At 71.4% G+C, this 20,720-nt stretch carries 19 protein-coding genes; 9 read left to right on the top strand and 10 right to left on the bottom strand.

Annotated elements, in window-relative coordinates:
• Positions 1-54: 54 nt before the first annotated feature.
• Positions 55-837, bottom strand: coding sequence for an A24 family peptidase (locus tag AB0B90_RS16065; protein WP_350946802.1), 783 nt, complete (start codon positions 835-837; stop codon positions 55-57).
• A 385-nt stretch (positions 838-1,222) separates the two neighbouring features.
• Between AB0B90_RS16065 and AB0B90_RS16060 the strand changes: the two genes are divergently transcribed.
• Both AB0B90_RS16060 and AB0B90_RS16055 read left to right on the top strand, forming a co-directional pair.
• Entirely contained in the window at positions 1,223-2,215 is a 993-nt protein-coding gene (locus AB0B90_RS16060; RefSeq protein ID WP_350946801.1) for a hypothetical protein, read from the top strand.
• Complete coding sequence (locus AB0B90_RS16055; protein WP_362923087.1) at positions 2,194-3,213, top strand: cation:proton antiporter; 1,020 nt, start codon at positions 2,194-2,196, stop codon at positions 3,211-3,213. Before AB0B90_RS16060 ends, AB0B90_RS16055 begins: the two co-directional genes overlap by 22 nt.
• Here AB0B90_RS16055 and AB0B90_RS16050 read toward each other — a convergent pair.
• The 5 genes from AB0B90_RS16050 to AB0B90_RS16030 all read right to left on the bottom strand — a co-directional run bounded on the left by AB0B90_RS16050 (position 3,134) and on the right by AB0B90_RS16030 (position 7,430).
• The gene (locus tag AB0B90_RS16050) at positions 3,134-3,697 is read right to left on the bottom strand and encodes an SseB family protein (RefSeq protein WP_350946799.1); all 564 of its coding nucleotides are present in this window, start codon (positions 3,695-3,697) and stop codon (positions 3,134-3,136) included. The genes AB0B90_RS16055 and AB0B90_RS16050 overlap by 80 nt on opposite strands.
• A gap of 218 nt (positions 3,698-3,915) precedes the next feature.
• Positions 3,916-5,007, bottom strand: a complete 1,092-nt coding sequence (locus AB0B90_RS16045) for a ring-opening amidohydrolase (protein ID WP_350946798.1) — start codon at positions 5,005-5,007, stop codon at positions 3,916-3,918.
• A 27-nt stretch (positions 5,008-5,034) separates the two neighbouring features.
• Complete coding sequence (arcC, locus tag AB0B90_RS16040) at positions 5,035-5,943, bottom strand: carbamate kinase (protein WP_350946797.1); 909 nt, start codon at positions 5,941-5,943, stop codon at positions 5,035-5,037.
• Between the two features lie 88 nt (positions 5,944-6,031).
• The gene (locus AB0B90_RS16035; RefSeq protein WP_350946796.1) at positions 6,032-6,760 is read right to left on the bottom strand and encodes an alpha/beta fold hydrolase; all 729 of its coding nucleotides are present in this window, start codon (positions 6,758-6,760) and stop codon (positions 6,032-6,034) included.
• 109 nt (positions 6,761-6,869) lie between these two features.
• Positions 6,870-7,430 (bottom strand): TetR family transcriptional regulator, encoded by a 561-nt coding sequence (locus AB0B90_RS16030; RefSeq protein WP_350946795.1) that lies wholly within the window; start codon positions 7,428-7,430, stop codon positions 6,870-6,872.
• Between the two features lie 80 nt (positions 7,431-7,510).
• Between AB0B90_RS16030 and AB0B90_RS16025 the strand changes: the two genes are divergently transcribed.
• The gene (locus tag AB0B90_RS16025) at positions 7,511-9,100 is read left to right on the top strand and encodes an MDR family MFS transporter (protein ID WP_350946794.1); all 1,590 of its coding nucleotides are present in this window, start codon (positions 7,511-7,513) and stop codon (positions 9,098-9,100) included.
• Between the two features lie 202 nt (positions 9,101-9,302).
• Here the strand turns inward: AB0B90_RS16025 and AB0B90_RS16020 are convergent, their stop codons facing one another.
• The 3 genes from AB0B90_RS16020 to AB0B90_RS16010 all read right to left on the bottom strand — a co-directional run bounded on the left by AB0B90_RS16020 (position 9,303) and on the right by AB0B90_RS16010 (position 12,360).
• Positions 9,303-9,803, bottom strand: a complete 501-nt coding sequence (locus tag AB0B90_RS16020; protein WP_350946793.1) for an RICIN domain-containing protein — start codon at positions 9,801-9,803, stop codon at positions 9,303-9,305.
• Positions 9,804-10,028: 225 nt separating this feature from the next.
• Entirely contained in the window at positions 10,029-10,946 is a 918-nt protein-coding gene (locus tag AB0B90_RS16015; protein WP_350946792.1) for a tetrahydrofolate dehydrogenase/cyclohydrolase catalytic domain-containing protein, read from the bottom strand.
• Positions 10,947-11,160: 214 nt separating this feature from the next.
• Positions 11,161-12,360 carry a pyridoxal phosphate-dependent aminotransferase gene (locus AB0B90_RS16010; protein ID WP_350946791.1) on the bottom strand — a complete coding sequence of 400 codons (1,200 nt, stop codon included), beginning with the start codon at positions 12,358-12,360 and terminating at the stop codon, positions 11,161-11,163.
• Between the two features lie 478 nt (positions 12,361-12,838).
• Between AB0B90_RS16010 and AB0B90_RS16005 the strand changes: the two genes are divergently transcribed.
• From AB0B90_RS16005 to AB0B90_RS15980, 6 genes are all read left to right on the top strand, one after another.
• Positions 12,839-14,851, top strand: coding sequence for a VWA domain-containing protein (locus AB0B90_RS16005; RefSeq protein ID WP_362923081.1), 2,013 nt, complete (start codon positions 12,839-12,841; stop codon positions 14,849-14,851).
• A gap of 107 nt (positions 14,852-14,958) precedes the next feature.
• Positions 14,959-16,323: an extracellular solute-binding protein gene (locus AB0B90_RS16000; protein ID WP_362923079.1), complete on the top strand. Its 1,365-nt coding sequence runs from the start codon at positions 14,959-14,961 to the stop codon at positions 16,321-16,323.
• A gap of 89 nt (positions 16,324-16,412) precedes the next feature.
• Positions 16,413-17,402 (top strand): DUF418 domain-containing protein, encoded by a 990-nt coding sequence (locus tag AB0B90_RS15995; RefSeq protein ID WP_362923077.1) that lies wholly within the window; start codon positions 16,413-16,415, stop codon positions 17,400-17,402.
• Entirely contained in the window at positions 17,399-18,193 is a 795-nt protein-coding gene (locus AB0B90_RS15990; RefSeq protein ID WP_350946787.1) for a carbon-nitrogen hydrolase family protein, read from the top strand. Before AB0B90_RS15995 ends, AB0B90_RS15990 begins: the two co-directional genes overlap by 4 nt.
• A 10-nt stretch (positions 18,194-18,203) precedes the next feature.
• Positions 18,204-18,665 (top strand): hypothetical protein, encoded by a 462-nt coding sequence (locus AB0B90_RS15985; protein ID WP_350946786.1) that lies wholly within the window; start codon positions 18,204-18,206, stop codon positions 18,663-18,665.
• Positions 18,662-19,093: a hypothetical protein gene (locus tag AB0B90_RS15980; RefSeq protein ID WP_350946785.1), complete on the top strand. Its 432-nt coding sequence runs from the start codon at positions 18,662-18,664 to the stop codon at positions 19,091-19,093. The genes AB0B90_RS15985 and AB0B90_RS15980 overlap by 4 nt, the downstream gene beginning before the upstream one ends.
• Positions 19,094-19,217: 124 nt before the next feature.
• Here the strand turns inward: AB0B90_RS15980 and AB0B90_RS15975 are convergent, their stop codons facing one another.
• On the bottom strand, positions 19,218-20,714 hold the full coding sequence (locus AB0B90_RS15975) for a carboxyl transferase domain-containing protein (RefSeq protein WP_362923075.1): 1,497 nt from the start codon (positions 20,712-20,714) through the stop codon (positions 19,218-19,220).
• Positions 20,715-20,720 lie beyond the last annotated feature (6 nt).

Below are 20,720 nucleotides of genomic sequence, written 5' to 3'. Positions count from 1 at the left end.
GGAATGGCCTTTGTTCACCGGTTGAGACATCCGCCGGTCACCAGGACGGTCCGGTCACAGGGCGGTGAGGACGGCGACGAGCGCGCCGACGGCCATGAAGGGGCCGAAGGGGATCTCGCTCTTGCGGCCCGCGCGGCGCGAGGCCATCAGGGCGGCTCCGTAGAGCCCTCCGGCCAGCAGACCGAGGAAGGCCCCGGTGACCAGGGTGTTCCAGCCCAGCCAGCCGAGGGCCGTGCCCAGGCTCGCCGCGAACTTGACGTCGCCGAACCCCATGCCCGCCGGGTTGGCCAGGAACAGCAGCAGGTAGAAGCCCGCCAGAGCGAGGCCGCCCAGCCCGGCGCCGAGCAGGTCCCCGAGGCGGCCGTCGGCGAGGGCCGAGACGGCGAGCGGGGCGGCGGTCCCCAGGTAGGCGGCGAGGGTGAGCCTGTCGGGCAGCCGGTGGACGGCGGCGTCGACGAAGGACAGGACGACGGCGACCACCGCGAGCCAGCCGAAGGCGAGCAGTTCCGCCCCCCTCCCGACCGGCGTGACCTCCGCCCCTTCCGGCACTCCCGGCCAGATGGCCGCTCCCGCCGCCGCGTCCGGCCACAGGGCCCGCAGCGCGAGGGCGGCCAGCACCACCGCGGTGACCCCCTCCACGGCCCCGGCCGCGGGCCGGGCGCCCCGCCGCTCCCCCTCCACTCCTGACAACTCGACCCCTGACAGCTCGGCCCCCGACGACTCGACCCCCGAGAAACGGGCCACCAGGCGCCGCGTCCCGCGCCCGATCGCGAGTCCGGCCAGAGCCGCCAGGACCGCCGTCGCGGAGAGGGGCAGAAGGGTCACCGGGGGGCTCATGAAGCCGACCATAATCGGCGGTCCTCTGCCCGCGCCGGGAATCCGGGCACTCCTCCCCTCCCACGCCGGGTGTGCCGAAACGGCCCGCGCCCGGCGACCGCGCCGCGCACCGACCTCCCTTCCCGCCGAGGGGACCCGGTGGTCACCCCGCACGCCGAGCCCCGCCCCCACCGGAGTGGCCGAGAAGACCCGCATTCGGTGGCCACCCCGCACCGGTCTCCGGCTCCGCGGAAAGAGTCCCGAGCGGCGCGCATCCGGTGGCCACCCCGCACGCCGAGCCCCGTCCACACCGAAGGATCGAAGTGACCTCGGAGGTCATTGACGATGACGGCGATGATCACGGAGGCTGTAGGCACCCCTACCTACCCCCGGAGGTCAGGAACGCGTGGACACGGATCGCTTCAGCAAGCTGCCCGCGGTCATCGCGTCACTCGTTCTCCTGCCCGTGCTGCTCGAACTCCTCGCGTGGTACATCGAGGGCGAGGAGTACGACGTGGCCCGCGCGGCCACCGTGATCACGGTGATCGTCGCGCTCGCCCTCATCGCCACCGTGCTCGGCCGGATCAGGGCGCGGCTGCCGGTGCTGATGGTGGTCGCGCTCACGGTCACCGCGGCGGGCGAGGCGGTCCTGGGGTTCGTGGCGGCGTTCGGCCCCGTGCTCTGGCGGGGCGGGGTGCCCGGCGAGCTGCACGGCCTGGTGACCGCGGGGGTGAGCGCGTTCGCCGTGGCCACCGGCGTCTACCTGCTCGTCCAGTATCGCCGGGGCCTCTACCTCCCCTACCTGGAGGCCGGGATGGGCCCGCTGCCCACGGCCACCAAGCGCAGGGTGATCGGCGAGTCGGAGATCCTGATCCGCACCATGCCGGACATCGGCCCCTCGGTGGAGAAGGCACTGGCCAGCTGCGTGGCCATGGTCGACCAGGACGACCTGCACTTCGTGGCCTACTTCGGCGACCAGAGGTGCCGCTTCTACACCGACGTGCTGGAGGACGGCGACCTGGCCCACTTCTTCCACGAGACCGACCAGGAGGAGCGCAGGAAGATCTATCTCAGGGCGGGCAACCAGCTCAACTGGCTGACCCAGCGGCTCAACCAGCAGCTGCACAGGCTGGAGGGCGGCGCCCTCATCCGCACGGTCCTCGACGTGGAGCGCGGGGCCATGTTCTTCTACTGGGTCGACGAGACCCGCTATCTCATCGGGGTGACCCTGGACCAGCGGAAGGTCGACGTCGCCGACGACAAGATGGCCAAGCTCGTGGACACCATCCGCGGGCACTTCACCCTGCCCCCGATCAACCAGCGAGAACGCGCCCCGAAACCCCAGGGGCACCTGCGATCCATCCCAAGGAGCGAACGTTGGCCCGAATCGGGCTCTTGATCGTCGTCGTCGGCTTCGGCTGGCTCGCCGCCGACCTGGGCGGCCTGCGTGATCTGGAACACTCCAGCGCCTACGTGCTGCTCAGCAGCCTGTTGCTCGCGATCGGCCTGTACGGCAGCACGCACGGGATCGACCGCGCCGAGGCGAGGGAGCACTCGCGGCTGATCGTGCTCGCGGTCACCGTCGGGGTGCTGCTCAAGACCGCGTTCATCGCCGGGGTCGTCTACCTCGTCTCCGGCGACCCCCGGGCTCTGATCATGGCGGTGGTGGTCGCCCAGATCGACCCGCTCTCGGTCGCCGGGATGATGCGGGACAGCCGTCTGTCGAACCGGGCGAAGACGATCCTCGGGGCGTGGTCCTCCTTCGACGACCCGGTGACGATCATCCTCGCCGTCTACGCGGCGGCGCTGGTGAGCGGTTCGGGAGGCGGCGGGCTCTCGGCCTCGTACTTCGCCGACCTGGGGTTGAACGTGCTGTTCGCGGTCGTGGTCTATCTGCTGTGGCGGCTGATCAGGAAGGCCCCGCCGGTGCTGACCTACGTGACGGCCGCCGGAGCGGTCGTCTCGGCCGCCTGGACCTCCCTCATGCTCGGTATCGCGACCGCCGGGCTCTACCTGCGCCTGCCCGACGCGCGCTGGCTGGGCCGGGCGGTGAGCGCGGCGTTCGCGCTGTCGGCGTTCCTGACGGGCCTGCTGCTCGTCGGCGGGACGAACATGGGGATGGGCGTGCTGCTCGGTCTGGCCGCGTACGCCGCGCAGATGGTCGCCGCGCTGGTCCTCACCCACGGCCTGCCGATGATCGACCGGGTGCATCTGGGGCTGGCCCAGCAGAACGGGGTGACGGCGGTGATCCTCGCCCTGGTCTTCGAACGCGACTTCGGGGGGTTCGTCGCCGTGATCGCCCCGGCGATCCTCACGGTCAACCTCGTCCACGCGGCGGCCAACCGAACCGCCGACGCCTGGGAGGCTCGGCGATCTCTTCCATCCGCGCCACTGTGACGTCGGGGGCCTCGGATGCCAGCCGGTCCAGGGTGCCCGACTCGACCGCGGCGAGCGCCCGCAGGAGGCCGCCCTCGATCACGAAGGGCACCGGGCCCGCGACGTCCACCACCGCCGCCGCGCTGCCCTCGTGCACCGCGGCCTGGCAGACCTGAAGGATCGTGGCCTGGATGGGCCTGGCGTCGGGGCGCCACCGCCGCAGCGCCTCCGTCCCGGTGAAGGCGAGCACCGCCTCGCGGCCGTCGGCTCCGACGAGCTTCGGGAGGGCCATCTCGCTCTCCTTCTCCTGCCGCAGCCCGTGCTCGCCGATCTCCGACTCCTTGAGCAGGGCGACCACCGGCACGAGCAGCCGGGCCCCGCTCAGCGCGGCGACGACCTCGCCGGCCTGCGCCTCTCCCTCGGCGAAGGCGGCGAGCGCGGATGTCACGGCGGCGTCGGCGGCACCGTCGTCGCCGGGGACCAGGGGTCGCGGAATGCTCGGCACGAACCGGGAGCCTACCCTCGGCCGGGCCAGGGGGGACGATCGCCCCACCCGGCCCGCCCCGGCCCGACCTCGGCTCGGACGTGACGCGTACGCCGGAGCGGCGCACCGGGCCTGGGCATCCCGGCACCGGGGGCGGGGGGTCCCGGGCGGGGTGTCCCGGGCGATGTGTCGGGGGCGGGGTGTCCCGGCCCGGTGCGCCGGGGTGCGTGTGCCGTCTGTCAGCCGAGGTCGGCGATGGCGGCCACCGGGCCACCGCCGCTGGGCCCCTGGTGGACCGCCGCGACCGAGACGAACACGGCCGGGTCTCCGGTGACGCTCGCCGCGACACCGCCGACGGTGGCCTTGATCTGGCGGTGCCAGTGCACGTCGGAGTCGTCGAGCATGATGTTGCGGCGCCCCCGCACGCTGCCCGACGGGTCGGCCTCGCACTTCATGAAGACGTTGACGAGCCGGTCGCCGAGGTCGGACGGGTGGGGGCGCTCGGGCAGCTCGATGCCGCTGGAGCGGATCGCCTCCCAGATGCCGTCGGCGTCCAGCGCGTCCTTCATGACCGAGTGGCCGATCCGGTATCGGCCACCGATCCCCCGTACGTTGCCGACGACCACGATCTGGGCGCGGTCCAGCTCGACGCCCGAGGAGCACGACGCGACGGAGGAGTAGAGCGACAGGTCGCGGTGGATCTGGTCGGCGGAGGGCATCTCGATCTCGCCGAGGGCGACGGCGATGCCGAGGGCGGTGGTGGAGTTGGAGATGTCCATCGACGGGCCGGTGTCCTCGATCACCACGTCCTTGCCGCGCGACTTGGCGTCGTTGATCGTGGACAGGGTGAGCAGCGGGGTCTTGGTCTGGACGTAGTGGACGTCGGCGGGGTCGTCGATCCCGGCGATCTTCATCGCCTCGCGGACTCCGGCGGCGACCTTCTCCACCATCGCGGGGCGGCCGATGTCCTCGGGCAGGATCACCTCGCTCATCGCGATGCCGACGCTCACCCTCGGCTCGTCGCTCGGCTCGGCGTTCGCGGTGGTGGCGAAGACGGTGGCGTGCGGGCTGAGCACGCCGTCGGTGCCGCCCGACCACACCAGGGGCACGCTCTCCGGGGACGGGTGCCCCTTGGCCTGGAGCACCTCGCGAAACGCCCGGTCGGCCAGGATGCGGGTGTAGTCGTTCACGCCGCCGTTGCCCTCGGTCTTGCCGATCACCGCGAGCACCCGGTGCGCCTCGATCACCCCGTCGTCGATGAGCCTGGCCAGCCCGGAGGCGTCGGTCACACTCTCGATGGGCACCTTGCGCACTTCAATGGGTTCGGGCATCTCTGCCGCCTTTCGATCGCGTCCTGTTCACTTTCGCACCACGGTGCCGGTCTCCCCGGTGAGCGCCGCGCCCATGTCCTGCAGGGAGGTGATCACCGACCGGTCGCCGCCCTGCTCGACGAAGCGCAGCGCGGCCTCGACCTTCGGCCCCATACTGCCCCCGGCGAAATGGCCCGCGGCGTGCAGTACGCGCAGCTCGGCCGCGGTGATGTGACCCAGGGGCCTGGCCCGGGGCGTGCCGAACCCGACGACGGCCTGGGGGACGTCGGTCGCGATGATCAGGACCGTCGCCCGCACGGCTTGGGCGAGCACCGCGGCGGCGAGGTCCTTGTCGATCACGGCCTCGACCCCGGCGAGCCGCCCCTGCGCGTCGCGGGTCACGGGCACGCCGCCGCCGCCCGCGGCCACGACGGTGAAGCCCGCGGCCACCAGCGCGGCCACCGCGGGCGCGTCGAGGATCTCCAGCGGCTCGGGGGAGGCCACCACGCGGCGCCAGCCCCGCTCGAAGTGGCGCCAGGTCTGGCCGAGTTCCTCGAACCGGCGTGCCTCGGCCTCGCTGAAGTAGCGGCCGATCGGCTTGACCGGGTCGGCGAAGGCGGGGTCGCCGGGGTCGACGAGCGTACGGGTGACCACGACCGCGGCGCGGCCGTCGAGCGCGTTGAGTACGAGGGTGCCGATGGTGGCCTGGGTCTGCGCCCCGCACCAGTCGAGCGGCACCGGCGGCACGACGTGGGCGGCGAGCTGGTTCTTCAGGATCAGGTTGCCGACCTGGGGTCCGTTGCCGTGGGTGAGGGTCACCTGGTGACCCTCCTGGATGAGCGCGACGACGTGGCGCATCGCCTGCTCGACCGCGCGGTGCTGGTCGCCTGGCGAGGCGCCTCCGTCGGGCCCGGTCATGGCGTTGCCGCCGAGCGCGATCAGTATTCGTTCACCCACCTGGCCGACGTTAACGGCCTGCCCGTCTCGCCTCATGGGCACTCATTGCCCAAGGGGCGCCCGTCCTTCGGCACAACCGGCCAATCTCTCACCCCATGAGCGTACGGGTGATCTCCTCGACCACCGGCACGCGCCGCGGCTGCAGGTAGAAGTGGTCGCCGGGGAAGACCGTGAGGGAGAAGCCGGAGCTCGTACGGGTCTCCCACGACTTGGCCTGGGCGGGGGTGACCACCGGGTCGGCGTCGCCGACGAGGACGGAGATCGGGGTGTGCAGCGGGGGGCCGGGACGGTGCCGGTAGGCCTCGGCCAGGCGGAAGTCGGCGCGGACGTAGGGCAGGACGACCTCGCGCATCGTCCGATGGGACAGCACCTCCGCCTCGGTGCCGCCGAGTTTCGCCAGCTCGGCCACGAAGTCGTCGTCGGCGTACCCCGAGATCGCGGGCCTGTCGCGGGGATCGTGCGGCGCTCTCGCGCCGGAGACGAACAACCGCGCCGGGGCGATCCCCCTCGCCTCGAGGCGGCGCGTGACCTCGTAGGCGAGCGTCGCCCCCATGCTGTGCCCGAACAGCGCGAAACGCCGGTCGAGCAGTGGCAGCATCGACCCGGTCACCTCGTCGGCGAGCGCGTCCATGTCGCCGGGCAGCGGCTCGGCGAACCGGTCGGCCCTGCCGGGCAGCTGCGTCGCGTGCAGCTCGACGGACAGGGGCAGCAGCTCGGACCACGCGCGGTAGGCGTTGGCCGATCCGCCCGCGTGCGTGAGGCAGAACAACCGCGTGGTCGCCCCCGGGCGGGGAAAGGCACAGCGCAACCAGGTCATGTGACCATGATCCCATGGCGTGGGCCCGGCGCCTCATGCCCTGAGGCGGACCTCATGTCTTGCGGCAGGCCCCGATGTCCCGGGGCGGGCTCATGTCCTCCGACGGACCTCATGCCCTGAGGCAGGCCTCGAAGACGGCGGTGAGGCGGGCGATCACGGTCTCGCGGTCGGGGGCGCCGGCCGCGTCGGGGCCGTAGAGCTGACGCATCGTGCCGGTGCCGGTGACGAGCGCGGTGGCGATCATCGCCCGGAAGGCCGCTTCGGGGCCGGGAAGCCGCGCCGAGAGGGGTTCCAGGATCGCCGTCCTGACCCGGTCGCGGATGATCTCGTGGATCTCCGGGGCGCTGGACGACCGGATGAGCGCGGCCAGCACCACGCTCCCCTGGTCGGAGCGGAGCCGTTCGGCGACGTACTCGGCCAGCCGGCGGGGCAGCTCCTCCTCGGGGCCCTCCAGGACGCCGGGGAAACGTCCCTGCATCGCGAGCACCTCGGCGAACAGGTCCCGCTTGCTGCCGAAGTAGCGGTTGATCAGCGCGATGTTGGCGTCCGCCTCGGCGGCGATCATCCGCATCGTCACCTGGTCGTACCCGAGCTCGGCGAACAGCAGGCGGGCGGCGTCGAGGATGCGCCGCCTGGTGCCCTCCCTGTCGCGATGCCGTGTCTCATCCACTTACGGGATCCTTCCAGATTTGACGAGTAAACAAGCGTCTACTAACTTCGCATGTACCGTACATACATTGGGGGCGGTTCATGCTGACCGAACAACAGATCCAGGCCGAGGCCGCACCGTCCTTCACCCACAGGCAGGTGCTGGAGATCCTGGCCGGACTGATGCTCGCCATGCTGACGTCGATGATCTCGACGTCCGTGGTGGGCACCGCGCTGCCGACGATCGTCGGCACGCTCGGCGGCCAGGACCAGCTCGCGTGGGTCGCCAGCGCGACCCTGCTCACCATGACCGCCTCCACCCCGATCTGGGGCAAGCTCTCCGACCTCTACGGCCGCAAGCTCATGTTCCAGGTCTCGCTGGTCGTCTTCGTGGTGGCCTCCATCGCCGCCGGGTTCTCCCAGGACATGGCCCAGCTCATCGCCGCCAGGGCGCTACAGGGCATCGGCGCCGGCGGCCTCGCCGCGCTGCCGCAGATCATCCTCGGCGACGTGGTCGAGCCCCGCGAGCGGGGACGCTACTCCGGCTACATCGGCGCGGTCTTCGGTGTCTCGACCGTGGCCGGCCCGCTGCTCGGCGGGTTCATCGTGGACAACATGTCCTGGCGCTGGACCTTCTGGATCTGCGTACCGCTCGCCGTGGTCGCCTTCGTCGTCATCCAGAGGGTGCTGAGGCTGCCGCTCGTCCGCCGCGACACGAAGGTCGACTGGTGGGGCGCGACCCTCATCACCGGCGGCACCACCGCGCTGATGCTGCTGCTCTCCCTCGGGGGCAAGGAGTTCGGCTGGAACTCCACGTGGACCTACGGCCTGGGCGCGCTCAGCCTGGTGATGTTCGGTCTCGCCGTCGTCGCCGAGCGCAGGGCCGCCGACCCGATCCTGCCCCCGCACCTGTTCCGCGACCGCACCTTCGTGCTCACCGCCGTCGCCTCCCTGCTGGTCGGCGCGGCGATGTTCGGCGCGCTGATGTTCCTGCCGCAGTATCTGCAGATCGTCAAGGGCATGAGCCCCACGGGATCGGGCCTGATGACCCTCCCCCTGGTGCTCGGCCTGCTCACCGCCTCGATCCTCACCGGCCGGCTCGTCAGCAGGACGGGCCGCTGGAAGATCTTCCCCGTGGTGGGCATGCTGCTGGTCGCGCTCGGGCTGTTCCTGCTCTCGCGCCTGCACGTCGACAGCTCGCTGGTGATCGTCGGCATCGACAACGCGGTGCTCGGCATCGGGCTCGGCGCCTCCATGCAGATCCTGATCCTCGCCGCCCAGAACGCGGTGAGCCGCGCGAACCTCGCCTCGGCGACCTCCGGGGTTGCGTTCTTCCGCTCACTCGGCGGCGCGGTGGGCGTCGCGGCCTTCGGCGCGATCCTGTCCAACCGGCTCACCGCGGAGCTGGTCTCCCTCGCGAAGGCGGCGCACCTGCCGCTGAGCGGTGGTGGCGCGGTCCCCAGCCTCGGCTCCCCCGAGGCCATCCACAACCTCCCCGCGCCCGTCCTGGAGATCATCCTGGAGGCCTTCACCCGGGCGATGAGCGCGGTCTTCGTGGTCGGTGTCCCGATCGCCGTCCTCGCCTCGCTCGCCGTCCTGATGATCAAGGAGATCCCGCTGCGCTCGGCGCGGACCCCCGCCCCGGCGGCCGCCGACCCCGCCGCCCCGCCGATCGGCGCGGGCAGGCCGTAACCACCCCCGCGCAGCCCGGGACCGGCCCGCTCTCCGGCCGGCCCCGGGCCCTCTCATTTCCGCCTCGCGCATCGGCCCTCCCCGGGCGAGGGCGGCCCCTCGTGGCGGCGCCACGGGGAGTCGCCCCCCTTCCCCGGCCGGGATCAGGCCCCCGCGCGGGCGAACGACGGACATGGCACGTAGCGCCGCCCTCGGGCGGCCGTCAGAGCGTCCACTTCTGGTTGGCCCAGCCGTTGCAGTCCCACAGCTGCACCTTGGTCCCGTTCGCGTTGATGGTCCCCAGGTCCGCGTCCAGGCAGCGGCCGTTGTGCATGCTGTAGATCGTGTGGCTCGTCGCGTCGTAGATCCATTTCTGGTTGGTCCAGCCGTTGCAGTCCCACAGCTGCACCTTGGTGCCGTTCGCGTTGATGGTCCCGAGATCCGCGTCCAGGCAGCGGCCGTTCTCCTTGCTGTGGATCGTGTGAGTGGAGACCTCGTAGCTCCACGACTGGTTGTCCCAGCCGTTGCAGCCCCACAGCTGCACCTTGGTCCCGTTCGGGCCGATGGTCCCGAGATCGGCGTCCAGGCAGCGCCAGTTCTGGTGACTGCGGACGGGTCCCCAGGCGGCGGACTCCGAGTCCGAGGCCGCCGCGCCCGGGACGAATCCCGCGCAGCCCAGCGCGACCGCCGCCACCGACACCAGCACCCTGAATCCCCGTCGCATCGTCGATGCTCTCCTTCCTGCGAATCACGGAGGTGGAGAGCGGCGCGTCGGCGGAAGGAACCCGCCGCCCACCCGCTCCGCACCGTGCGCGTCACCCCGCGGACGCACCCGTCGATCACTCTCCGCAGCAGAAAGTACACGTACGGAGATCGGTCCCGGGTGGACGAGACGGCGACCGGCGTTTCAGGGAGGTACGGGCGCCTTCCGGGCGGCTACCGGGCGCCCTCAGCCTTCCGAGGAGGCGGAGCCCACGGCGCGCTCGGCCGCCGTGATCGCGTTGCGGAACAGCATCGCGACCGTGGTGGGCCCGACCCCGCCGACCCTGGGGGTGATCGCCCCGGCCACCTCGGCGCAGGACTCGTCGACGTCGGGCAGCAGACGCCTGCCCTCGTAACGCACCCCGCCGCCGATGACGACCGCGCCGGGCTTGACGTGCTCGGGCCGGATGATCCCGGGCACGCCCGCGGCGGCGACCAGGACGTCGGCGCGGAGCGTGTAGCGCGGCCAGTCGCTCACCCCGGTGTGCACGACCGTGACGGCGGCGTTCGCCGTCGGGCGCTTCTGCGCGAGGAGGATCGAGAGGGGACGGCCGAGCGTGGCCCCGCGCCCGAGGATGACCACCTCCCGGCCCGCCACCGGGATCTCGTAGTGCGCGAGCAGCGCCTCGATCCCGGCGGGCGTACACGGCAGCGGGCCGGGAAGCTCCAGCGCCAGCCGCCCGATGTTGAGCGGGTGCATGCCGTCGACGTCCTTGTCGGGATCCATGACCTGCAGGGCCCGGTCGTAGTCGAGGTGCTTGGGGACGGGGTGCTGCACGAGCAGACCGTGCACCGCCGGGTCGTCGTTGAAGGCGGTGATGACCGCGTGCAGGTCCGCCTGGGTGGCACTCGCGGGCAGGTGCTCGTGCGGCGAGGCGAAACCGAGCTCGGCGGCCTGCCGCTGCTTGATGCGGATGTATCCGGCGCTGGCGTCGTCGTCACCGACCAGGACCGTCGCCAGGCTCGGCGTGACACCCCGGCCGGTCAGGGCGGCCACCCGCTCGGCCACGTCGGCGAGGATCCGCTCGGCGACCGGGCCGCCGGGAAGCAACCGGGCCGACGACGTGCCCTCGGAGCTGGAACCGTTCGATACGGGCTGGGACATGCGCTTCCTCCCGGCGTGGGCGCCCAGGCGGTCGACTCCCACGGCGAGCTCCCCGATGGTTGATGCCATCCCTTTGCCGCCAGTCGCGTCATCCCCAAGGATGCCCGATCATCCCCCTCCAGGTCGAACCGCCCCCGCCGCACCGGGCCCGGCCAGGCGAATCACCCCCCTCCACCTCGCGCCGCGCCCGCCCCACCGGGGCCGGCCAGGCGAATCATCCCCCTCCACCTCCATCTCGCGCCGCGCCCGCCGCGCCGAGCCCGGCCAGGCGGCTCACCGCCTCGTCGATGACCTCGTCCCGCTTGCAGAAGGCGAAGCGGACGAAGTGGCTCCCGCGCTCGGGGTGGGTGTAGAAGACCTGGGTCGGGATGGCGACCACGCCCGCCAGGGACGGCAGCTCCCGGGTGAGGGCGAGGCCGTCGGTGAAACCCAGGGGACGGATGTCGGTCTGCACGAAGTACGTGCCCGCGGGGCGGTAGACCTCGAATCCCGCCGCGGACAGGCCCGCCATCAGGCGGTCGCGCTTGGACTCCAGATCCGCCCGCAGGGCGGAGACCCAGGCCGACTCGTGCCGCAGACCGTGGGCGACGGCGAGCTGCCAGGGCGCGGAGGCGGTGTAGGTGAGGAACTGCTTGACGGTCTGCACGGCCCTGACGAACTCGGGCGGCGCGCAGATCCAGCCCGTCTTCCAGCCGGTGACCGAGAAGGTCTTGCCCGCCGAGGAGATCATCACGGTGCGCTCGCGCATGTCCGGCAGGGTGGCGATCGGCACGTGCTCGACCCCGTCGAAGGTGAGGTGCTCGTAGACCTCGTCGGTGACCGCCACCAGGTCGCGCTCCAGGCACAGCCGGGCGATCTCGTCCAGCTCGGCGCGGGTGAAGACCGTACCGGTGGGGTTGTGCGGGGAGTTGACCAGGACGACCCGGGTGCGCGGCCCGGCCGCCGCGCGCAACTCGGCGGGGTCGAAGGTGAAGCGGCCGTCGACCGGGCGCAGGGTGACCGGGCGGAGCACGGCCCCGGCGAGGGCGACGGCGGCGGCGTAGGAGTCGTAGTACGGCTCGAAGGCGATCACCTCGTCGCCGGGCTCGCACAACGCGAGGATCGTCGCGGCGATGGCCTCGGTGGCTCCGACGGTGACGAGGACCTCGCCGTCGGGGTCGTAGTCGAGCCCGTAGTGGTCCTTGCGGTGCTCGGAGACGGCCTGGCGCAGCTCGGGCGTCCCCGGCCCCGGCGGGTACTGGTTGGAGCCCTCCCGGATCGCCGACACCGCCCGCTCCAGCATCGCGGCGGGCCCGTCGGTGTCCGGAAAGCCCTGCCCGAGGTTGATCGAGCCGGTTCGCAGGGCGAGCGCCGACATCTCGGCGAAGATGGTCGTACCGAACTCGCGCATCCGCGCCACCAGAGGATCGTTCACGCGCTACAGCGTAGTCCCGCCCTTTCCCGCCGCCTCGTGGCCTCCGCCCCGGCCTCGTTCCCGAGCGCGCCCTTTCCCGGGAACATCTCGTCCCGAGAGCGTCGCAGACGCGGTGACGGGGGCCTGACGCGCCGGCATTCACGAAGAGCGCCCGGAAAAGCGGTGAGCACGCGACGGGAAAGCACGCCGAATACGTTCTGTCAACGATCATGGACGCGCCTCGACAATCACACATCGGCTGCGTCCGGCGGCGAGTCGCCCGATTGTCGGCTCTTCATTCCATTGGAGTTCGCGATACGGACGTAACACACCAGCCCGAATGCCCCGGCCTCTCCCGCCCTCAAATGCGGCCGACCGTAAATACCAAAGCGGTTAATCCCCCTCCCTAGATCACAGAAAGCATCTCTCGGTGGTGATGATCCGACGTAGGGTGAAGGCGGACCAGCGGGAAACCACCGGCGGAGACAGCTGACAGATCGTGAACAGCGAGAAGACTTCGGAGCCCCCGCATTCGTCGGACACCGCCGGATCGACGAACCGCGCCTGGCAGATGGTGACGGGTTTCTCCAACGCTCTCATCCAGACACTTCTCGTGCTTCTCGCCCTCTCCATTTCCACGGCTTCGAAAGTCGCCCTGATCCTCGGGATTCTCGCGCTGACGACGCTGACCATCTTCCCAGGCCACCTGCTGAAAAGCACCGCATGGCTGCGTCGCGTCATTCCCGAGCGGTCGTACGGCGTTCTCACGATGTTCTCCCGATGGGTGCGCCGGGACGTCTGGTGGCTCCTCTGCACCGGAGTCGCGGTCACCGTCGTCGCCGCCCTCGCGGTCGTTCCCAAGGACGAGCCGTGGGTGACCTGCCGGGTCCCCGACGAGATCACGCTCCTGGCGTCCGCCGAGACCTCCCCGGTCGTCCAGCGGGCGGCCGGGGAGTTCATGGCGGGGAAGGTCGACCTGTGGGGCTGCCGGCAGATCAACATCAACGTCAGCGGGCTGCGCGCCGCCGAGGTGCGGGACCGGCTGAGCGACTGGACGTTCCCCGTCCAACCGGCCGTCGGGCCGGGCGCCGGCCGGACGGCGAGGAAACCCCCCGGCGCCCGGCCCGACGGGTGGATCGCCGACTCCTCCCAGGAGATCGACTACGTGAACAGGGACACGGACGGCGTGGCGACGTTCGGCGAGCGGACGGTCGTCGCGACCTCGCCACTGGTCATCGCCGCACCGGAGAGGCTCGCGGAGGAGCTCACCGAGGCGAACAGGAATCCCGGAGAGCGCGACTGGGCCGACCTGCTGCGGAGCAGGCCCGGCGCCCGGCAGCAGGTCGTGCGCACCCATCCGCTCGCCTCCAACGTGGGCCTGATGGCCACGGCCGCCGCGCCCGGCCCCGCGGAAGGACTGTCCAGGAAGGTGCGGCCGGGCGACACCGTCCGCGACGTGATGTGCCGGTACGCGAACTCCCTCGACACCTCCGCGATGGTCATGACCGAGCAGCAGTTCTACGAGCTCGACGTCGCGCTGTCGGGCGCCGACCCCGCGCTTCCCGAACCGGGCGGCTGCGCCCTTTCCGGTGCGGGAGGCGAACGGCCGTCGCCCGGCGCCGTCTCCGTGCCGCGAAGCGCCGGCAAGAAGCCTCCGCGACCGGTCGCCGTCTACCCGAAGGGCGGCCACGCCATGCGGTACGAATGCGTCTCCAAGCGGTGGCCCGACCTGAGGCGGCCCCCTGCCGTCGAGCAGACGGTCGAGGAGTTCTGCGACTTCCTGCGGGAGATCCTCCCCCGCTACGGATTCCGTGACGCCGAGGGCCGCCTGGACGTCCAGAGGCTGCCGGTGAAAACACATCGGCTGAGGAGCGACGCGCCGGTGGCGGCGAACTGGAAGCCCGACATTCCCAAGCTGCTGTACAAGCTGACGACCCCCCTCGCGGACCACGTCCTCGTCGTGGTCGACGTCTCCGGCTCGATGGCGCGCAACAAGGTGAACGACGGCAGGTCACGGCTGGAGGCGGCGATCCAGGTGGCCCAGGTCGCCGTCACGTCCAAGCGCGGCGAGCGGACCACGGGAATCATGACGTTCTTCCCCGATGACGACTACGCCGTCTCCCCCGCGCCCGTCGGCGACGAGGGAAAGGCCCTCACCGGCAGGCTCACCGAAGTCCAGAACGCCTACCGAGGCGGTTCGCGCCCCGATCCCCCGATGCGTCCGATCATCGAAAAGGCTCTCGACCGGTTGGAGAGGACGGGCGCCCCGGGAGAGCGGAAGGTCGTGCTCGTGCTCACCGACGGCGGGAATCCGAGAGGGCTGAGCGGCGAGGACATCAAAGGGCGCGACGGTGTGCGCCTGCTGATGCTCTCCTTCGACCTGCACGGCTGCGAGACCTCCCCGCTGCCCGCGCTCAGGGACGAGGGCCTGATGTCCTGCTACGACGCGAGCACCGACCCCGACCAGAAGCTGGACGACGCGTTCACCGAACTCCGGCCGGTCACCGGATGAGCCGTCCCACGCCGCCTCCGCCGTCATCGCCGTTCTCCTCAGGTGGGACGGCCGGGCGGGTCACACCGGCTTCCTCAAGTGGGACGGCCGGGCAAGGAACACCGGCCGTGGCGGAGCCGGCCGGCCGCGGAGTGATCCTTCTCCTCCTGCTGCTCGCCTGCTTTCCCTCCCTGGCGGCGAGCACCGCGCCCACCCCTCCCCCGGGACCGCCCAGGCAGGACTGCGTCCTGCGCATCGCCAGTGGCGCCGACGTCTCGGGAGGTGCCCGCGAACGGGCGCTCGAAGCCGTCTGGAACGGCGTCAAGGGCAGGCCCCGGGCGTGCTTCGTGGCGATCTCCTCGGTCGCGGACGAGCAACGCAGCGCGATGATCTCGGCCGCCCAGTCGAAGGCCGGGCACTACGACGTGTACAACCTCGACATCCAGTGGATCCCCGAGTTCGCCGAGGAGGGATACCTGCGCCCGATCGACACCACCGCACACGGCGGGACCAACGACTTCCTCTCCCAGATCTGGTCCGCGGGCGCCTGGCACGGCGTCCAGTACGCGGTGCCGTTCAACACCGACGTGGGACTGCTCTACCGCCGCCACGACCTGAGGTCACCGGCGAACTGGCGGGACATGACCGACCTCGCGAAGGCGCGCCGCGCCGGGCCCGACCCCACCGCCCTCGGCCTCTCCGGGCAGTTCGCCTCCTACGAAGGGCTCACGGTCAACGCCCTGGAGGCGATCTGGGCCAACGGCGGAGAGGTGGTCGACGCGGACGGCCAGGTGGTGATCGCCCAGAAGGAGGGTGTGGAGGCCGTCGGACGGCTCATCGAGACGGTGAAGGCCGGCGTGATCTCCGGGGAGACCCTCGGCAGCACGGAGGCGGAATCGCTGACCGCCTTCCGCGAGAGGCGCGCGCTGTTCCTGAGGCACTGGCCCTACGCCCACGAGGTGCTCTCCGGGGAACGGAAGTCGGGCGGAATCGCCTTCCTGGCGGCGCCACTCCCCTGGCAGGGAGTCCTCGGCGGCCAGTACCTCGCCGTCTCCAGACACACTCCCCGGCGCGACCTCGCGCAGCGACTGGTGGCGGCGTTGACCGGCGAGGAGGCGGCCGGACTGCTCTACCGGTGCGGCGGGTTCGCCCCGGCCAGGGTCTCAGCCCTCTACACGGAGGCGGGGACCGGTTGCGACGGCCAGGCCCCGGCGGCCCCGCCCGGCCCTCGCTCCGGTTCCTCCGGTTCCTCCGGTTCCTCAAGCGCGGAACCGGAGTCCGAGAGCGTGCGGCCCGACACACTGCTGCGCGCGCTGACCCAGGCCAGGCTCCGTCCGCCCTCCCCGTACTACAGCGAGTTCAGCCGGGTCTTCCGCACCGAGGTCCACGAGCTGCTCAGTTGCTGGTCGCTCGGGCGGAAGGGTTGCGAGGACGCGAAGACGTTCACGGCCGGCCTCGCCCTCAAGCTGAGAAAGGCATTGGCCGGCGGCTGAGCCGGACCGGAAGCCTGAAAAGGGCTTATGGATGGGGTCGTCTATGCGTAGGTGATTATGGGGTGGTACGTCTATTTGCTGTGACCCGAATGACCCGACCGACCGGACCGGCGGAACCGGCAGGACCGACCGGACCGCCCCGGCTCCACGAGCTCGACGCGCTTCGCGGCTTCGCGGTGTGCGGGATCATGGTGGTCAACACCTGGCAGCACACGCGTGAGCACCTGAGGGAGTCCGATCGCAACGCGGTCGACTGGGCGATCGACAACCTGCTGCAGAGCAGGTTCTATCCGATCTTCTCCTTCCTGTTCGGGCTGAGCTTCGTCCTCTTCCTGAGGTCGGCGGCCGCACGGACCGCGCACCCCTGGGCCGTGCTGCTACGCAGGCTCGCGGTGCTCGCGGCACTCGGCGCGATCCACCAGGTCTTCAACCACGGCGAGGTGCTCCTGCCGTACGCGATCTTCGGGGTGTTGGTCCTGCTGCCCGCCTCGTTCTTCCCGCAGCCCGCGGTGGTGGTGCTGGGCGTCGCCCTCACCGCGTGGGCGGTGTACCAGGGCGGCGGGATCATCCTCGTCCCCGGCCTGTTCGTGCTGGGCATGGCCCTGATGGAGCACCCGCCGCCCGAATGGCTGCTGTTCCCCGCGTTCGTCGCGAGCACGGTGCTGGGCGTGACGCTCACCTGGCTCTGGGTGGTCATCGCCAAGGATCCCGCCCTGTTCCACGCGTCCGTCTACCCGGCCGCCGGGCTCGCCGCCGCCACGGCCTACTGCACCGGGCTGCTGCTCCTGCTGCGGACCCGGCTGCGCGACCTCCTGCTCGCGCTTCTGGCCCCGCTCGGCCGGATGGCGCTCACGAACTACCTCATGAGCACCCCGATCATCCTGCTCTTCGTGCCGCTGCTCGTCGCGGACACCACCCGGCTCGCCGGTGTGGCGCTCTCCGCCGCCGTTCTGGCGCTCCAGGTGCTGTTTAGCCGTGTGTGGCTGGGCAGGTTCAGGTACGGCCCGCTGGAATGGGCGTGGCGAAGCCTCACATGGATGGAACGAGTGCCGAACAGACGGATAGGGTCACACCCGTGACGCGCATAGCCCTCTGCCAGATCCCGGTGGCCGAAGATCCCTCCGCCAATCTGAGCCGGGTCCTCGACTCCCTCGCCGAGGCCGCCGCGGGCGGCGCCGAGCTGGCGATCTTCCCGGAGGCCACCCTCACCCGGTACGGCAAGCGCGTCACCGACCTCGCCCAGCCGTTGGACGGGCCGTTCGTCACCGGACTGGCCGCGGCGGCGCGGGAGCACGGGCTTGCCGTGATCGCGGGGGTGTTCGAGCCCGTCGAGGGCCGGGTGTACAACACCGCGGTCGCCATCGGCCCCTCGGGCTCGATCGAGGCGGCCTACCGGAAGATCCACCTGTTCGACTCCTTCGGCGCCCGCGAGTCCGAGCTGGTCGCGCCGGGCGACACGCCGGTCGTGGTCGAGCTGGCCGGGCTCCGGGTGGGACTGGTCACCTGCTACGACATCCGCTTCCCCGAGCTCACCCGGGCCCTCGTCGACCTGGGGGCCGAGGTGTTCGCGGTGATCGCCGCGTGGGGATCGGGGCCGATGAAGGAAGAACACTGGACCACCCTCGTCAGGGCCCGCGCGATCGAGAACACCACCTGGGTCGCCGCCGTGGGCCAGGCGCCGAACCCCGAGGCCCGCGACGGATTCGGGATCGGACGGAGCATGCTGGTCGATCCGATGGGAGTGACACGCACCGATATGGGACCCACGCCGGCCGTACAGACGTGTGAAATCGACTCGCAGATCACGATTGCCACCCGGAATGCCGTACCGTGCCTGGAACACCGGCGACTCCCTCTCGGCAGATCGTAAAATGCCGATCGTGAGTGAGCCACCTGGGCGTAGAACGCAGATGCAGAAGGTCATACCGCCTCGGCTGCTCGTGCCCTATCTGGCCGGCAGACGCACCGTGATCTCCGGATACGTTTACCGGGTTCAGGACTGCGCGCGGCTGACCACCCCCGCGCAGCTCTTCGTCGGCCTCGACCTGGGGTTCGAGGGGTCGGAGCTGACCGCGACGGTCCCCGAGATCTACCTGATGCGCTGGTTCGCCCGCGACATGGACGCCTACATCGTGCCGTACGGACCGCACATGGGCGGTGACTGGAACGATTCACCGCCCTTCGCGGGAAACGGCTTCACCACCTCGCGGGAGCACGTCGTGCCGCAGTTCCACACCACACCCATGCCGATCCCCGCGGGGGCCGAGATCATCCACGTGGTCCCCGGCGAGGAGCGCCCCTTCGGCCTCTACGACGGCCTGAGCTGGCGGCCCGCCTCATGAGCGCCGAGATCGAGCCGGTGGCCTCGGGCTTCGCCGCCCGCTACCTGGGCCGTACGTACGCCGCGGCCCTCGGCCCCGGCGCCTCCGAGGTGGTGCTGTTCAACGAGGAGGCCCAGAAGGGCTTCGAGGCGGCCTCCGGCTACTGGCGGCTCGTCGTCGCCCGCGAGGACCTCGACTGGCTGGTGCTGGTCCGCACGGTCGGCGCGTTCGGCGGCGAGCCGTGCCTGGTCCTCGACGTCTCCGAGGAGAACGGCGAGGAGAGCCTGCACATCGCCTACACCGGGCACAGCGGGATGAAGGCCGAGGCGCTGGGTTACTGGATGGTCGACCACGGGGCGTACGAGGTCGTCGTCCCCCGCGACGAGGTCTTCTCCATCAGGATCGAGCGGCTGCCCGTCCCCCTCTCGCCGGAGGGCGCCGAGCCGTAACCCGCCGCCCTCCTCTCGACCGGCGCCTCCTCGGAGGCGTCCCTCTCAGCCGAGGTCCACTTCGGCGAGGGTCCCGCTCAACCGGTATCCCGCTCGGCCGGCGCCTTTCTCAGCCGCTGCCTTTTCAGCCGGTGCCGAGCCGCCGGTAACGGGCCAGCCTGGCGGCGAGGCGGTCGGCGGGATCCTGGCTCAGCAGCCCCGCGATCTCGTGCTCCAGGGTGCGCGCGACCCGGACGCAGAACGCCTCCGGCTCGTAGGCGGCGTCGGGAAACTCCGGGATGATCCGGTCGACGAGCCCGTTCCCGCGCAGGTCGGTGGATCTCACCCCCTGCGCCGCGGCGATCTCCGGCGCGAAGTCGACACTCCGGTAAAGAAGCGCCGAGGCCCCCTCGGGAGACAGCGGCGACAACCAGCCGTGCTGCGCGCAGAGCACCCGGTCGGCGGGAAGCAGCGCCAGGGCGGCACCGCCCGCCCCCTCCCCCAGCAGCAGACACACCGTCGGGGCGTCGAGCATCACCAGATCGGCCAGGGAACGTGCGATCTCCGCGGCGAGGCCGCCCTCCTCGGCCGCCTTCGACAGCGCGGCACCGGCGGTGTCGATCACGGTGACCAGCGGCAGCCCCAGCTCGGAGGCGAGATGCATGCCCCGCCTCGCGACCCTCAGCCCGGCCGGGCCGAGCGGGGCGTCGATCCGCTGGTGCCGCCGGTCCTGGCCGAGCACGACCGCGGGGGCCTCGCCGAACCTCGCCAGGGCGAGGATCAGCCCGGGATCGTTCTCGCCCACACCGGTGCCGTGCAGCGGGGTGACGTCGGAGGCACCGAGCTTGAGCAGTGCCCGCACCCCGGGGCGGTCGTCACGGCGGGAACGGCTGATCGCGTCCCACGCCTCGATCGCGGGAATCCGCCCGTCGGGCTCCTCCCCCGGATCCAGGCCCGCGCGCGGTGCGCACAGCACGGCGAGCGCCCGTACCGCGATCCCCCGGGCGTCCTGTGCCGACACCACGGCGTCGACCAGGCCGTGGGCGAAGAGGTTCTCGGAGACCTGGACACCTTCGGGGAACGGGTAGCCGTGCAGCGACTCGAACACCCTCGGCCCCAGAAAGCCGATCAGCGCGCCCGGCTCGGCGGCGGTGACGTGCCCGAGCGACCCCCAGGATGCGAAGACGCCACCGGTGGTGGGATGACGCAGGTAGACGACGTACGGCAACCCCGCCGCGCGGTGCGCGGCCACGGCGGCGGTGATCTTCACCATCTGGACGAAGGCCACCGCGCCCTCCTGCATGCGGGTCCCGCCCGAGGCCGGGGCGGCCAGCAGCGGGAGCCCTTCCGCGGTGGCGCGCTCGACCGCGGCGGTGAGCCGCTCGGCGGCGGCCACCCCGATCGAACCTGCCATGAAGGAGAACTCACACGCGACGATCGCCACCCGCCGCCCTTCGAGCAGGCCCTCACCGGAGATCACCGACTCGTCGTACCCCGTCTTGGCCCGGGCCGCGGCGAGCTCCTCCGCGTACCCGGAGCCGGGCGCGGCGGGGTCGGCGGGCGGCTCGTCCCACGAGACCCACGTCCCCGGATCGAGAAAGGTGTCGATCAGCGTCCGCGCGTCGGGCCGTACCGGGGTCATAACCAC

The organism is Streptosporangium sp. NPDC049078, from assembly GCF_040648855.1.
Lineage (GTDB): Bacteria > Actinomycetota > Actinomycetes > Streptosporangiales > Streptosporangiaceae > Streptosporangium.
This window is presented reverse-complemented; position numbering and strand designations above follow the sequence as displayed.

Bases quoted from the DNA above. Each gene is read 5' to 3' on its own strand.
- AB0B90_RS15975 (WP_362923075.1), bottom strand. From the start codon at position 20,714: ATGACCCCGGTACGGCCCGACGCGCGGACGCTGATCGACACCTTTCTC.
- AB0B90_RS15980 (WP_350946785.1), top strand. From the start codon at position 18,662: ATGAGCGCCGAGATCGAGCCGGTGGCCTCGGGCTTCGCCGCCCGCTAC.
- AB0B90_RS15995 (WP_362923077.1), top strand. From the start codon at position 16,413: ATGACCCGACCGACCGGACCGGCGGAACCGGCAGGACCGACCGGACCG.
- AB0B90_RS16015 (WP_350946792.1), bottom strand. From the start codon at position 10,946: ATGTCCCAGCCCGTATCGAACGGTTCCAGCTCCGAGGGCACGTCGTCG.
- AB0B90_RS16025 (WP_350946794.1), top strand. From the start codon at position 7,511: ATGCTGACCGAACAACAGATCCAGGCCGAGGCCGCACCGTCCTTCACC.
- AB0B90_RS16045 (WP_350946798.1), bottom strand. From the start codon at position 5,007: ATGCCCGAACCCATTGAAGTGCGCAAGGTGCCCATCGAGAGTGTGACC.
- AB0B90_RS16020 (WP_350946793.1), bottom strand. From the start codon at position 9,803: ATGCGACGGGGATTCAGGGTGCTGGTGTCGGTGGCGGCGGTCGCGCTG.
- AB0B90_RS16065 (WP_350946802.1), bottom strand. From the start codon at position 837: ATGAGCCCCCCGGTGACCCTTCTGCCCCTCTCCGCGACGGCGGTCCTG.
- AB0B90_RS16035 (WP_350946796.1), bottom strand. From the start codon at position 6,760: ATGACCTGGTTGCGCTGTGCCTTTCCCCGCCCGGGGGCGACCACGCGG.